This is a genomic window from Corynebacterium sp. (assembly GCF_030532965.1).
Taxonomy (GTDB): domain Bacteria; phylum Actinomycetota; class Actinomycetes; order Mycobacteriales; family Mycobacteriaceae; genus Corynebacterium.
On the sequence record NZ_JAUNKC010000030.1, the window covers coordinates 25,082 to 38,991 of the forward strand.

The 13,910-nt window shown below is 56.2% G+C and carries 13 protein-coding genes; all 13 read left to right on the forward strand.

Going from position 1 to position 13,910, the window contains the following annotated elements; genetic code table 11:
- Positions 1-6 precede the first annotated feature (6 nt).
- The 13 genes from obgE (at position 7) to Q4D85_RS12080 (ending at position 13,858) form a co-directional block, all read left to right on the forward strand.
- The gene (obgE, locus tag Q4D85_RS12020) at positions 7-1,518 is read left to right on the forward strand and encodes a GTPase ObgE (protein ID WP_303200718.1); all 1,512 of its coding nucleotides are present in this window, start codon (positions 7-9) and stop codon (positions 1,516-1,518) included.
- A gap of 57 nt (positions 1,519-1,575) precedes the next feature.
- On the forward strand, positions 1,576-2,688 hold the full coding sequence (proB, locus tag Q4D85_RS12025) for a glutamate 5-kinase (protein ID WP_303200720.1): 1,113 nt from the start codon (positions 1,576-1,578) through the stop codon (positions 2,686-2,688).
- Between the two features lie 219 nt (positions 2,689-2,907).
- Positions 2,908-3,894, forward strand: coding sequence for an HtaA domain-containing protein (locus Q4D85_RS12030; RefSeq protein ID WP_303200722.1), 987 nt, complete (start codon positions 2,908-2,910; stop codon positions 3,892-3,894).
- Between the two features lie 705 nt (positions 3,895-4,599).
- Positions 4,600-5,865, forward strand: coding sequence for a glutamate-5-semialdehyde dehydrogenase (locus tag Q4D85_RS12035; protein ID WP_303200723.1), 1,266 nt, complete (start codon positions 4,600-4,602; stop codon positions 5,863-5,865).
- Positions 5,866-5,885: 20 nt separating this feature from the next.
- Positions 5,886-6,497, forward strand: coding sequence for a nicotinate-nucleotide adenylyltransferase (gene nadD, locus Q4D85_RS12040; protein ID WP_303200724.1), 612 nt, complete (start codon positions 5,886-5,888; stop codon positions 6,495-6,497).
- A gap of 204 nt (positions 6,498-6,701) precedes the next feature.
- A complete protein-coding gene (gene rsfS / locus Q4D85_RS12045; RefSeq protein ID WP_303200725.1) occupies positions 6,702-7,166 on the forward strand; it encodes a ribosome silencing factor in 465 nt (154 codons plus the stop codon).
- 5 nt (positions 7,167-7,171) lie between these two features.
- A complete protein-coding gene (locus Q4D85_RS12050; RefSeq protein WP_303200727.1) occupies positions 7,172-7,909 on the forward strand; it encodes a histidine phosphatase family protein in 738 nt (245 codons plus the stop codon).
- An 11-nt stretch (positions 7,910-7,920) separates the two neighbouring features.
- Positions 7,921-8,781: a DegV family protein gene (locus Q4D85_RS12055; RefSeq protein WP_303200729.1), complete on the forward strand. Its 861-nt coding sequence runs from the start codon at positions 7,921-7,923 to the stop codon at positions 8,779-8,781.
- A 130-nt stretch (positions 8,782-8,911) separates the two neighbouring features.
- Entirely contained in the window at positions 8,912-9,718 is an 807-nt protein-coding gene (locus Q4D85_RS12060; protein ID WP_303200730.1) for a ComEA family DNA-binding protein, read from the forward strand.
- Positions 9,715-11,430, forward strand: coding sequence for a ComEC/Rec2 family competence protein (locus Q4D85_RS12065; RefSeq protein WP_303200732.1), 1,716 nt, complete (start codon positions 9,715-9,717; stop codon positions 11,428-11,430). Before Q4D85_RS12060 ends, Q4D85_RS12065 begins: the two co-directional genes overlap by 4 nt.
- Positions 11,431-11,477: 47 nt before the next feature.
- Positions 11,478-12,431 carry a DNA polymerase III subunit delta gene (holA, locus tag Q4D85_RS12070; protein WP_303200734.1) on the forward strand — a complete coding sequence of 318 codons (954 nt, stop codon included), beginning with the start codon at positions 11,478-11,480 and terminating at the stop codon, positions 12,429-12,431.
- An 18-nt stretch (positions 12,432-12,449) separates the two neighbouring features.
- Positions 12,450-12,938 (forward strand): ankyrin repeat domain-containing protein, encoded by a 489-nt coding sequence (locus Q4D85_RS12075; RefSeq protein ID WP_303200736.1) that lies wholly within the window; start codon positions 12,450-12,452, stop codon positions 12,936-12,938.
- A gap of 629 nt (positions 12,939-13,567) precedes the next feature.
- A complete protein-coding gene (locus Q4D85_RS12080) occupies positions 13,568-13,858 on the forward strand; it encodes a hypothetical protein (RefSeq protein ID WP_303200737.1) in 291 nt (96 codons plus the stop codon).
- The last annotated feature ends 52 nt before the right edge of the window (positions 13,859-13,910 follow it).

Here is a 13,910-nt window from a genome sequence, read left to right on the forward strand (position 1 = left end):
ACTATAATGGCCCGTTTTATCGACCGCGTCGTCTTACATCTAGCGGCAGGTGATGGCGGCAATGGGTGTGCCTCCGTGCACCGGGAAAAATTCAAACCACTCGGCGGGCCGGATGGCGGAAACGGCGGTCACGGTGGCGACATCATCTTGGAGGTCTCACCCCAGGTTCATACGTTGCTGGATTTGCACTACCGGCCGCACATCAAGGCTGGGCGCGGTAAAAACGGTGCCGGTGACCACCGCAACGGTGCGCGTGGTGAGGACATGGTGTTGGAGGTCCCAGCAGGCACCGTCGTTGTGAGCGAAACGGGGGAGACTCTTGCGGATCTCACCACCGTTGGTATGCGGTATATCGCCGCCCAGGGTGGCTTCGGCGGCTTAGGCAACGCGGCTTTGGCATCTGCCGCGCGGAAGGCGCCTGGTTTTGCGTTGAAAGGCGAGCCAGGCGAGAACCACGACGTCATTCTAGAGTTGAAATCGATGGCGGATGTGGGCTTGGTGGGGTATCCGTCGGCAGGCAAATCTTCGCTGATCTCGGTGCTGTCGGCAGCCAAGCCGAAAATTGGCGACTATCCGTTCACCACGTTGCAGCCGAATTTGGGCGTGGTCGAAGTCGGCCATGACACCTTTACCATCGCGGACGTTCCTGGTTTGATTCCTGGAGCTTCGGAAGGCAAGGGATTGGGCCTGGATTTCTTGCGGCACATTGAACGTACCGCCGTGTTGGCGCACGTGGTGGATACCGCGACTGTGGAGCCGGGCCGCGACCCAGCTTCCGATATTGAGGCGTTGGAGGCGGAACTTGCGGCCTACCAGTCGGCACTCGATGAAGACACCGGCCTGGGCGATTTGCGGGATCGGCCGCGCATTATCGTGCTGAATAAGGCGGATATTCCGGAGGCGGAAGAACTCGCGGAGTTCGTTAAAGCAGATTTGATTGAGCAATTTGGTTGGCCGGTATTTATTATCTCTGCGGTAACCCGTAAGGGCCTGGAGCCGTTGAAATACAAGTTGTTGGAGATCGTGCAAGCAGCGCGCAAGGCTCGTCCGCAGCAGAAGGCTGAACCGAAGCTGATCGTGCGTCCGAAAGCGGTTGACGCCAAGGGCAAGGGCCACGACTTTAGCATTGAAGAAGATCCGGAAATCCCAGGTGGGTTCATTATTCTCGGCGAGAAGCCGCAGCGGTGGATCATGCAGACGGATTTCGAAAACGACGAAGCTGTCGGGTACCTGGCGGACCGGCTCAATCGCATGGGCGTGGAGGATGCCCTGGCAAAGGCGGGTGCCAAAGCTGGCTGTGCGGTGACCATCGGCGAGGTTACCTTCGAATGGGAACCGATGACGGCCGCTGGCGTGGACCCAACGTTGACGGGTCGGGGCACCGATATGCGGCTATCCCGGACGAACCGGGTGTCTGCTGCGGAGCGTAAGCGCGCCTCCCAGGTGCGGCGTGGCTTGATCGATGAATTTGACTACGGCGACGGCCAAGAAGCAGACCGGGAACGGTGGCAGGGTTAAGCTTTTCGACGCCCCTAGCTTCGGCGTTGACAACACTTTTAAAAAGGATGTTTCTTCATGTCTAGCGTGCGCGAGCTGATCGCCTCGGCTAAACGAGTCGTGGTCAAGATTGGTTCTTCCTCGTTGACCAATTCCGATCACACGGTCGATCCGTACCGGATCGACCTGTTGGTTGACGCCATCCAGGCGCGGCTTTCACGCGGCACCGAGATGATCGTTGTGTCTTCTGGTGCAGTAGCGGCGGGAATGGGGCCATTGGGGCTTAGAACCCGGCCGAGTGATTTAGCCACCAAACAGGCCGTGGCTTCGGTGGGGCAGGTTCACTTGATGCATACCTGGGGCACGAGTTTTCTCCGGCATAATCACACCATCGGGCAGGTTTTGCTGACCGCCTCCGACGCCGGACGCCGGGACCGGGCACGAAACGCGCAACGGACCGTCGACAAGCTACTGCGACTGGGGGCGGTGCCGATCGTTAATGAAAACGACACCGTGGCGCACACTGAAATGCGGTTTGGCGACAACGACCGCCTCGCCGCAATTGTTGCGCATCTGACCTGCGCGGATGCTCTGGTATTGCTGAGCGACGTCGACGGGTTATATGACAAAAATCCAGCAGAACCGGACGCTCGATTCATCGCTGAAGTTCGGGACGGTAATGACCTCAAGGGCGTGATCGCTGGCGACGGCGGGGTTGTGGGCACCGGCGGCATGGCGTCGAAAGTTTCGGCCGCGCGGATTGCCTCGCGTGGCGGAATTCCGGTGCTGCTTACCAGCGCGGATAACATCGAGGCAGCACTAACCGCCGCTGATGTCGGGACGGTTTTTCACCCGAAAGACAATCGACTGTCAGCGTGGAAATTCTGGGCGTTATACGCTGCGGATACTGGTGGAACTTTGCGTATCGACGCTGGCGCGGTGGCGGCGGTGACGTCCGGCGGCACTTCGCTTCTCGCGGTCGGCATTACGGAAGTTGATGGCGACTTCCACTCAGGTGAGATTGTCGAAATTGTCGGCCCCAATGGCGAAATCATTGGCCGTGGGGAAGTCTCCTACGATTCAGAGACCTTGGTGGGAATGCTTGGAAAACATTCCGATGAACTCCCGCCGGGAATGCAACGACCGGTCGTACATGCAGATTATCTCTCGGATTATGCTTCTCGCGCTTAAGTAGAAACCCCAGGTTTCGCCCCTGGGGTTTCTACTTATTTATTGGAGTGTCCGAATAGCGCATCAATGAAGCGTCAGATGACAGATTTCTATCTTAATCCTTTCTTGCAGGTGAAAGGGGGTGAATAAAGGGGGTGTTAAGTATTGTTTGGTAAGCCTTATCGGATTATTGTGTGTGTTGTCCACATAAATCCCAATCTCTTTTAAGGAGTTTTCTATATGTCGCGTAGGTTTATTGCCGCACTTGGATTGGCAACCTCTTTGGCGGTGGGCGCTGGCGTCGTTAACCCAATCGCTGCAACTGCACAGAATGCACAGCAGTGCAAGGTGTCCATCGAATCCGGCTCTCTGAATTGGGGTATCAAGCACTCATGGCGTAGTTACGTCAAAGGTCCAATTGCTCGGGGTGACTGGACTCTGGAAGGTGCCGTTACTGAAAACGATGCTGCTAAGAAGCGTGCTACTGACTATCAGTTCCAGTTTGCGGTCGACCCTGCTGCTTCTACCATTGAGGTTGGTCCGGATGGCAAGGTCACTGCGGCCACCATCAAGACCCAGCAGTCCAAGGTTGTCTTCAGCGGTCACCATGGCGGGCTAAGTTCCACTTTTATTTCCCCTTATGTAGAAGTAGCAGGGGACACCGTTAAAACTGGCACTACCTATGAAGGCTACTATGTAGAGGGTAAGGGAATGGCAGAGTACACCGAAAAGGATCGTACTCCTGAGAACTTCCGGACGGGTGCCGACACCTTCGCTTCTGGTGTTGCAGATTGGAAGGTTACCGATACCACCGCAAATCTGACGGGTACTGGTATCAAGTACCAGGCCAAGCCAGGAACCCGCTACGATGAAGCAACTGAAAAGCAATACGTTGAAGGTGTCGACTTGATCTTCATGGGTCAGTATAGCGCAACCAACAAGCCGGAAATGGACGACGTCAACGTTGAGCTGAAGCTCAAGAAGGACTGTGGTGAGGCTCCAAAGCCAACCGATACCACCAAGCCTTCCGAGCCGGGTAAGCCAACCGATACCACCAAGCCTTCCGAGCCAAAGGAGCCTGGTAAGGACAAGCAAAGCACGATGAACGATAAGCTGAAGAAAGCCATTATCGGTATCGTGAGCGTCCTGGGAATCGGCGGTTTGCTGGCAGGGCTGTTCCAGTGGCTGTCGCGCTCTGGTCTAGTTCCTGGTCTGCCAAAGTTCTAAATCGGCGGTAAAATTCGTTACTGAACCCCCATTTATACCCTGAACCCAAGGGAGCGGCTGGGCACGTGAAACCTCTCACGTGCCCAGCCGCATTTTTTGGATTTCATCGCATGGGTACGTTTTGGGGTTAAGGGATAAAAGTGTGTCTGGTTGGCGCGCTGTCGTCCAAGAGATCGATCTTAGCCGTCATGGGGTTAGGGGATCGTCGGAAACGTCGCTATTGGCTGCAGGCATCGGTGTTCTGATGTTTTTATGGCGCTGTACCCGGTCTTTGCTTGGGGGCGTCTGCTCTTTTCTGGCGAAGTTTTGACTGGTAGAAAGTTACGGCCTGGGTGTGGAAACTGCTGGGATCGTTAATAATCACTTGACGTAAAATGAGAGCCTCGCCATATTTTGTGCGGGCGTTTTATTACATTCGTGTAATTCTTTTAAGGGCATATTGGGTGCAGTATTTGCTTCTACCTAGTTAATTAGATCTTTATTGAAGTTACTTCTAAGGATGTCGCAGTTTGTAAAACCAGACATAAAACCACCAACATTGCCGGAACCGGGGTGAGGCGGGTCCATTGCACGGTGGGATCTAGGGGTCCGTTGTGGTTGTGGTTTGAGATTTTTCTCGTTATGGAGTTAAAAACCGCTGCTTTTTGAGCCACGACTAGTACATTTTCTTGGCTGCGGGTGGGAAACAACCTAGAATGTGCTGGTATGACTGCTGAGCGGGAAGAAGTACTACAGAAAGCGCGCGCGGCTAAAGACATCGCGCCGATCATCGCAGGCTGTTCCAGCGCGAAAAAAGACGAGGTTCTGTTTGCCGTGGCAGCTGCCTTGGTTGACAAGACCGCCGAGATTCTTGCCGCGAATGCCACCGACATTGAGCGAGGGCGGGCAGCCGGGATGAGCGAATCGCTCATCGACCGCTTGGCCTTAGACTCCGCCCGGATTGAGGGGATGGCTGGCGGTTTGCGCCAGGTTGCCGCATTGAAAGACCCGGTGGGGGAGGTTATTCGAGGCTCCGTCATGCCGAATGGGGTGCAGATGCGGCAGGTGCGGGTGCCTCTCGGGGTTATGGGCATGGTATACGAAGCCCGCCCGAACGTCACCATTGATGCCTTCGGTTTGGCGCTGAAATCAGGAAACGTCGCTCTGCTGCGCGGATCGAAGTCCGCGAAAGCCTCCAACGAACAGCTGGTTGCCATCGTGCAGGAAGTGCTTGCCCGGCACGGACTTCCCCGCGAAGCGGTGCAGTTATTGCCCTGTGAGACCCACGACAGCGTGCAGGATCTCATCACCGCGCGTGGTCTCGTTGATGTAGTGATCCCGCGAGGTGGTGCGGGTTTGATTAACGCTGTGGTGACCGGTGCGACGGTGCCAACGATTGAAACCGGAACCGGCAATTGTCACCTGTATATCGACCGGGAGGTTGACCTTAGCCAAGCGATTTCTCTACTGCTGAACGGTAAGACGCGGCGCACCTCGGTCTGTAACGCCACGGAAACGGTTTTGATTGACGCGAACCTGGGTGACGTCGAAAAGCGGGCGATCATTGACGCGCTGCAGACCGCAGGAGTGACGGTGCACGGCGAGCCTGCGGAATGGTCGGCTTTAGGCGTCGCTGGCATCGTCGCAGCGGACGACGACGATTGGGCGAACGAATACCTTTCAATGGACATCGCCGCCAAGCTTGTCGACGGCCTTGACGAGGCATTGGCCCATATCCGCACCTACAGCACCGGGCACACCGAAGCGATCGCCACCACCAATGCCACCACCGCGCTGCGGTTTGCCAACGAAGTGGATTCAGCCGCGGTGATGATTAATGCTTCCACCGCGTTCACCGACGGTGAGCAGTTTGGAATGGGGGCCGAGATCGGCATCTCCACCCAGAAACTCCACGCCCGCGGGCCGATGTCTTTGCCGGAATTAACCAGCACCAAATGGATTCTGCACGGCACCGGTCAGACCCGGCCGTAACGTAGCAAAGGCTTCGGCGCATGACTAATCGACAGAAACCTCGCCGCATCGGCATCATGGGTGGCACCTTCGATCCGATCCACCACGGACACCTCGTGGCAGGCTCCGAGGTGGCGGATCTGTTCAACCTGGATCTAGTGATTTTCGTCCCTACCGGGCAACCGTGGCAGAAAGCCGGGCGGGATGTTTCCCCAGCCGAAGATCGCTACCTCATGACAGTGATCGCCACCGCATCCAACCCGAGGTTCAGCGTCAGCCGCATTGACATTGACCGCCCCGGCGCGACCTACACCATTGATACTCTTAGCGAGCTCAAGCAAGAGTATCCCGAGGCGGAGCTGTTTTTCATCACGGGCGCGGACGCGTTGGAGAAGATCCTCACGTGGCGGGATTGGGAAAAGATGTTTCACCTTGCCACTTTCGTGGGGGTTACCCGCCCGGGCTATACGTTGCATGAGGATAATATCCCGGATGAATATAAGGATCGGGTGGAGTTGGTGGAGATTCCGGCTATGGCGATTTCTTCGACGGGTTGTCGGGAGCGCGCCCGCGCCGGGCGGCCGGTGTGGTATTTGGTGCCGGATGGTGTGGTGCAGTACATCAATAAGCGCGGGTTGTATCAGGGCGAATAGCAGCCGAGCAGTGCGTACCTAAGGCTAACGTTCGGCTAATGTTCGGCTGACGGGTGTTGCGAATGTCGCGGTGCGCGTGAGGTTTCTACGGTGGTGACGTTTCGCATAATCGGTGGTGTGGCGGGCAGTGGTTTCCCATGCTGCCAGCATTCATGGGAAACTGTAGAGTGGAAATTTAAGCAACATTAGAAATTAGGAATATTTGTGACTGCATCTTTAGACACAATTGATATTGCAAAAGTGGCCGCGCGTGCGGCGGATGAGAAACTTGCAACGAATATCGCCGTCATCGACGTCTCCAACGTGATGGATGTCGCTGAGGTTTTCGTTTTGGCCTGCGCCGATAATGAGCGCCAGGTGCGTGCCATCGTGGAGGAGATCGAAGACGAGCTGACCAAGCTGGGCCATGAGCCTAAGGGTCGGGAAGGTAATCGGGAAAACCGGTGGGTGCTGCTGGATTACGGCATGCTTGTTATTCATGTGCAACGCAATATTGAGCGTGATTTTTACGGTTTGGATCGGTTGTACCAGGATTGCCCGTTGATTGACGTTGTGGGTATTGAGACGATGGTGCGGCCCGAGGATTGGGCTAGCGAGGTTGATATTCGCACCGCTGAGTCGTTGGATGACATTCCGCTTGCTGAACCTGAGCCACAAGAGGAGTTTTAATCATTATGACTCGCCGCCTTATTCTGTTGCGCCACGGACAGACCGAATTTAATGCGACCAAACGTATGCAGGGTCACCTCAATACTGAGCTGAGCGAGGTGGGTGTTGCGCAAGCGGAGGCAGCGGCGGATTTTCTTTCCACGCTGAATATTTCCACCATTGTGTCCTCCGATTTGAACCGCGCCTATAACACGGCCACCGTCGTTGGCGACCGGCTTGGGGTTGCGGTGAAGAAGGACCCTCGGCTGCGGGAGACCCACCTGGGGGACTGGCAGGCGCGTTCCCGTAAAGAGGTGGATGCGATGTATCCAGGTATGCGGGCTGTGTGGCGTCACGATCCGACGTGGGCACCGCCGGGTGGGGGTGAATCGCGGGTTGATGTTGCCCGCCGCGCCCGCCCGGTGATTGATGAATTGATGCAAGAGACCCCGCAGTGGGATGACGGTACGGTACTACTTGTTGCTCATGGTGGGACAATCAGTGCGTTGACATCGAATCTTTTAAATCTTGATGTGTCGCAATACCCCCTATTTTCCGGACTGGGCAATACGTGTTGGGCACAATTAACTGCTCGCCCAAAGTTTGAATTAGATAGTGACGGAAAGCGCCGTTACACGCGGTTTACTGCGGATAATATCGACTCGGCGCAGTGGTATTTGGATGGCTGGAATATGGGCGTTGCGTTGGGGTTGAAGTCGCCAAACTTTTCGACGATCGGTGAGGCCGGCGCGCCGGGTAAATAAAGGAATGCACGATGCCAGTTCGGATTGTTACTGATTCTTCGTCCGGGGTGCCGCCCCAGGTGGCTGCGGATTTGGGGATTACTGTTGTCGGCTTGCATCTGATGGGCGATGACGGTGAGCGTTCGACCTCGGGGTTGTCTGCCCTGGAATTGACGGCTGCCTATGCCCGTCAATTGGAACGTGGTGGTGACAGCGGCGTGGTGGCGTTGCACTTGTCGAAGGATTTGTCGGCGACGTGGTCTGCGGCGGTGACTGCGTCGGGGGTGTTTGACGGTGCGGTGACGGTTATTGATACCCAGAGCATTGGCATGTGCGTGGGGGCGGCGGCGATGGCGGCTGCCCGGTTGGCGTTGGATGGGGCAACGGTGACCGAATGTGTCGAGTTGGCAGAGGATACCCTCGCTCGGTCGAAGACCTGGATTTATTTGCACCGGATTGATGAGATCCGGCGGTCGGGTCGGATTTCGGCGACTACTGCTGTGGTGTCGACGGCGCTTGCGACGAAGCCGATCATGCAGCTTACCGATGGCCGGATTGAATTGGCGGTGAAGACCCGCACCCAGTCGAAGGCCTTTGCAAAGCTCACGGAACTTATCTGCGAGCGGGCGGCGGGGCAGCCGGTGTTTATTGCTATTCAGCAAAACGAGGCGCGGGAGGCTGCCCGTACTTTGGAGGCGCAGCTATACGGTGAGCTTCCGGCGGGTTCGTCGATCATGATTACGGAGATGGATCCGATTCTGGCCGTGCATTGCGGGCCGGGGGCGTTGGGGGTGTCCACGGTGTTTTCGCAGCGGGAAGATGAGGTGGCGCAGCCACCTGCGTCGGAGACCGAAACTGCTGTGGATTCCGGCGCTACTGCGGGGGTGGAGTAGTCCGCTAAAGGTGGGTTTTCCACAGGGATGTGGGCGTTACTGAAAATGTCGTTTTCAGTAACGCGGTAGTTATCCACAGAACCGAAGTAGCCCTTTCGCACCGTGGGTGCTTCGGTTTAGCGTCGAGAGTATGAGACGTTTGGGTTTTCTGCGCCATCAGGTATCCGCATCGGTGAAACAACGGTTAGGCGATATTACCGCCCCGCTGGGAACCGAGGACGAACTCGCGGTGGATTTTCCCCCTCCGGCGCAGATGCAGTGGCGGATTAATCCCCGGGCAGCGCTCGTTCTGGGTTTCGTGGTTGCGATGGGGGCGGTGATTGTCGTGGCCTGGAACCTCATCAGCGGCTCCTCCCGGACGGTCCCGGTGTCGGTGGCTGCGGCGCATTCGCTGCTGCCTGCGCAACAGCCGGTTTCGGGTGCGGGCGATCCGGCCGCAGGGACTCAGGCTAATGGCGACGTGGCGGCGTCGACAAGCATCGTGGTCAGCGTCGTCGGCGAGGTGGAGCAACCGGGTTTGATAACGCTTGCCCCGAATGCCCGCGTGGCAGATGCTTTGGATAATGCCGGGCTGAAGCCGCAGGCGGCGACGCGGGGGTTGAACTTGGCGCAGAAGCTTGTCGACGGCGAACAGATCCTCGTACCTCACGTCGACGACCCGGCTGCGGCGATAGCGCAACCGATGGTCGGAGGTGGGGCGTCAACAAGCGGTGTGGTGGGCGGTGCAACGGGTGGCGGGGCACGCGGAAAACTGTCGATTAATAGGGCGACAGCCACGGAGCTGACCACTCTTTCCGGGGTGGGGGAGAAGACCGCCCAGGCGATTGTGGCGTATCGGGAAAGCCACGGCGGGTTTTCTACCATCGAGCAACTCCAAGAGGTCAAAGGCATCGGCCCGGCGAAATTCAGCGCACTAGCCGAAGAAGTAACGCTGTGACCCAGTGGCGGTTGGTACCTGGTGCCCTCGTGGTGTGGGCGTTAAGCTTTGCCGCCATCTGGCTGCGCGGCGGAAGCGGTCTTTGGATCGTGGTGGTGGTTTTCGGCATTGCGCTGATCGGGTGCCTGAAAGTCGATGTCGGCCAGGCGATCATGTGCGGCCTGCTGGGATTGAGCACCCTCATGATTTCCATGATGCGGGTGTGGCGTGTGGACCGCTACGAATGGGGCAGAACCATCATCGTGCAGGCGGTATCGCGTCCCCGCCGGACCAACAGCGGCTGGATGCAGGAGGTTGGTGTTCCAGACTATCCGGCTACCATTCCCGTGCTGTCCGATACGCCACTGACCATTCCGCCGGGTGCGATGGTGGAGATCACCGGCACAGCGATAACCACCGATCGGATCGGTTTAAGCAATACGCTTTTTACCGCCCAGGATTGGCAGCTCATCGCGCCCCCACCGGTGGCCCATGCGGTCAGCAACGCGATCAACGCCAGCTTTACACAGGCGGTAACCACATACGTCGACGGGGACGCCGCCGCTTTGATTCCCGCCATGGTGTTAGGTGACACCACCGCACAATCGGCGGAGTTGAGCGCAGTGGTGAAAGCAAGCGGGCTGGCGCACCTCACGGCTGTTTCGGGTGCGAACGTGGCGATCATAGCCACCTGTGCTGCGTTGGTGTCCTCCCGGTTTCCGCTGTGGCTGCGCAGCTGCGTGGTGCTCATGTCCATTATCGGATTTGTGACGGTGGTCGGCCCAGAACCGTCGGTGCTGCGCGCGGCAGTGACCGGAATAATCGGGGTGGTGGCGATCATCGCCGCCAGCACAAGCACCCCCATCCACGGCTTAGCGCTGACAACCATCGGTCTGTTGTATTGGGACACGAGCTTGGCGGCGCATGTCGGTTTCATATTATCGATCGTCGCAACCGCCGGAATCCTGCTCCTGTACCCGGTTCTTCTGCGGTTTTTCGTATCATTACCAGCCCCAGCCATCGCCGTGCGGGCGCTGGCGGTGGCGCTGGCCGCCCAATTGGTCACGATGCCAATTGTCGCCACCATGAGCGGAACCATCTCCGTCGTCGCGGTGCTGGCAAACGTCATCGCCGCGCCGGTGGTCGCACCCATCACCCTGCTCGGAATGGCGGCCGTTGTGCTCAGCCTCATTCACCCCGACGCCGCCATGCCGCTGATGGTCCTTGTAGAACTGTTGGCCGACTGGGTGGTTTTTAGCGCACGAACCACAGCAACACTTCCCGGGGCGCAGCTCACCATCGACTCGCCGTTTGCCTTCTGGTGGGCAGTTCTTGCTGCCTGTTGGGTGGTGGCGTTGCTATATCGGCGCCTGTTTAAAACCCTTGTATTGCTGGTAGCCGCGATCCTCATTATCCCCAGCCCACCACTGGATATAACGAAGCCGCAGCCACGCGACCCCCTAACCCTTAGCACCCTCACCGTCGAGACCATCGACGAACTTGAAAAACTCGGGCGCGATGTCAACCGCGACGGACTAAGCGACGGCATAGCACCCGGCACCGAGATCATCCTGGTACTTCGCGCACCACCGGCGCGCCGGGTAGGGCGGGTGAAACCAATTCACCGCCCCACCATTACACGAGAAGGCATCCCGGTGATCTTCGCCAACCGGCACCCGGACGTCATCGTCTATAGCGACGGTTCACAGCACGCGGTGGATGGGAGTTTTTAAGGCGGCAATCCTGCACCCTTTTTCGAGCATGGGTTAAAGTATGGGACATGCCCAATCCACAGGTTCATTTGATCGTCGGTGATGAAGAATTCCTTGCCGAGCGCGCCCGGCTAGAGGTTGTTGCTTCACTGAGGGAACAATCACCGGAGGGCGAAAACCTGGTGGTAACCACCGTGCGGGCCGGTGACGTCACCGAGGCGGAAATCATTGACATGTGCAGCCCCTCCCTTTTCGGCGAGGATCGCATTATCGTGTTGAACAAAATGGAGGAAGCGGGGAAAGAACCAGCCGAGCTCGTGTTGAAATTTGCGGTCGATCCGGGACCTGGAATCTACCTGATTATCGTGCATTCCGGTGGGGGACGCACGAAATCAATGGTGCCTAAGCTGAAGAAAATTGCCGAAGTTCATGAGGTTCCCAAACTAAAAGCAAGTGCGAAAACCAGCTGGGTGACCGCAGAATTTCGTCGACACGGGGTGCGCCCCACCCCGGATGTGGTGCATGCATTACTAGAAGGCGTGGGTTCAGATTTGCGGGAACTAGCCAGCGCTGTTAGCCAACTAGTGGCCGACACCCAAGGCGAAATCACCGAGGCGAAAGTCCGGGAATATTACGCCGGGGTGGCGGAGGTGTCTGGTTTCGATATAGCTGACTTAGCCTGCAGCGGTAACAGCAGACGGGCTGTAGCCAGTATGCGCCGGGCGCTGCAATTGGGATTGGAACCGGCGGCCCTAGCGGCGGCGTTGTCGATGAAAGTATCAGCTATAGCGCGGCTTTATAGTCTGCGGGGGCGGGTGGATAAATCCCTAGCAGGCAAGTTGGGTATGCATCCCTTCGTTTTAGAAAAAACTGCCCAATTAGCTAGGCGTTGGTCCGGCGATGCGGTCAGCGAGGCAGTGATTGTGATCGCGGAACTTGATGCAAGTGTCAAAGGCCAAGGTGGCGATCCGAAATTCGCATTGGAAAACGCCGTGTTAAAAATAGCCAAATTAGCGGGCTAAAGTTCCTAGAATGAAGGCATGTCTGAAAAGCCCATGTCTTCTGAAGAACTTGAACAATCCTATGCCAACGCCACCATCAACGATGATGCTGCCCCGGAGGATAGCGCTGAACTTCCACCAGAATTGCAGCAATTCGTAGCCAAACTTTTTAATCTCGCCCGCAACGGTGGCCCCGATGCCGCCGAGCATTTGGTGCAATATGTGGAAGCTGGGCTGTCCCCGAATCTGACCAACCATGAAGGAAACTCCCTACTGATGCTGGCTGCATACAATGGGCATGCCGACATCGTGACTGCCTTAGCTAAGGTAGGGGCGGACGTGGACCGACTGAATGACCGGGGGCAATCGCCACTGGCGGGCGCTATTTTCAAAAAGGAAACAGCCGTTGTTGAAGCGCTTATCGACGCCGGCGCCAACCCACTAGCAGGCCACCCCGACGCAATCGCCTGTGCCGATATGTTTGGGCAAACTGAATTAGCCGAGCGTCTGCGGGCATTGGCTGGCTAAAAGAGCACATACTAACCTCTGGCATAGCAGTGCTGGGCACAATAATTGTGGTTCAACTGTGTATTACTCTTTGAAATTTGCGGAAGTATGTATGGGGAAGACCGCCTTCTAGGACTCGTCCGATTGCAATCAAATCACAATAAACAGTGTCGAAGTTCAGGGCTTCGCAAAACCAGGAGATTGTCTGGATTTGTCTGACGTTTTGGATTCTAGGGTAAGAACAGGTATGCTCAATGATCGCGTTTGAATTTAGTCGAGACCCAAACGCCTTGTTGGCGCAAGCAAAAAGTTAGCAAAAATGCTTGCGCCTTACAAGCATTTCTACTATCGTGATATCTGGGTGTTGTAAAATGCAACACCATTCCAGCAAGGTGCTAGAAGAAAGGTGGTCTCGACTATGTCTAGCATTGATTTTTTTGAAGAGCTTACGGAACAAGAGTTAAGCTCTGAAAGTGGTTCATTCTCGGGTGGCCGCTGGACGGTTCCTGGTACTCGCACGATCGGTAGAGTTTGTACTGCATCGTGGGAATGCTGGGGATTCCTCTGTGGTTGGTAATTGAGTAGGTGGGAGTTCTCAAGTTGATTGGAGTGCTCCCACTTCCAATTTTCAAGGTTAAGGAGAATGTCCATTGTCCATTTCGAATCATTACCAATTTTTTCCTGAATTATCTCATACCGAAGTTGATTTACTCTTGGAAAAAGTGGATTTTCAGAAAGAACAACTGCAGTTACATTGTGATATAGAAGCATTTATAAAAGAAATAGACTATAGCAATCTAGAAGATGGGGATTTATTTTGGGAACAAATCAATAATTTCTTCGAGAAGGAGCCCATACCATTTTTTGAAGCAACTTGGAAAATTGCTAATTTATCTTTTCGTTCCTTAAAGGATGCAATAGATTCAGCAGGTTTTGAGTGAGGTTTTCTCACCAGGAAAATGTGTATGAAATGTTGACCTGTGGTTTTGGGGG

Bases quoted from the DNA above. Each gene is read 5' to 3' on its own strand.
- Q4D85_RS12075 (WP_303200736.1), top strand. From the start codon at position 12,450: ATGTCTGAAAAGCCCATGTCTTCTGAAGAACTTGAACAATCCTATGCC.
- holA (WP_303200734.1), top strand. From the start codon at position 11,478: ATGCCCAATCCACAGGTTCATTTGATCGTCGGTGATGAAGAATTCCTT.
- Q4D85_RS12035 (WP_303200723.1), top strand. From the start codon at position 4,600: ATGACTGCTGAGCGGGAAGAAGTACTACAGAAAGCGCGCGCGGCTAAA.
- Q4D85_RS12030 (WP_303200722.1), top strand. From the start codon at position 2,908: ATGTCGCGTAGGTTTATTGCCGCACTTGGATTGGCAACCTCTTTGGCG.
- Q4D85_RS12050 (WP_303200727.1), top strand. From the start codon at position 7,172: ATGACTCGCCGCCTTATTCTGTTGCGCCACGGACAGACCGAATTTAAT.
- Q4D85_RS12060 (WP_303200730.1), top strand. From the start codon at position 8,912: ATGAGACGTTTGGGTTTTCTGCGCCATCAGGTATCCGCATCGGTGAAA.
- obgE (WP_303200718.1), top strand. From the start codon at position 7: ATGGCCCGTTTTATCGACCGCGTCGTCTTACATCTAGCGGCAGGTGAT.
- Q4D85_RS12055 (WP_303200729.1), top strand. From the start codon at position 7,921: ATGCCAGTTCGGATTGTTACTGATTCTTCGTCCGGGGTGCCGCCCCAG.
- proB (WP_303200720.1), top strand. From the start codon at position 1,576: ATGTCTAGCGTGCGCGAGCTGATCGCCTCGGCTAAACGAGTCGTGGTC.
- nadD (WP_303200724.1), top strand. From the start codon at position 5,886: ATGACTAATCGACAGAAACCTCGCCGCATCGGCATCATGGGTGGCACC.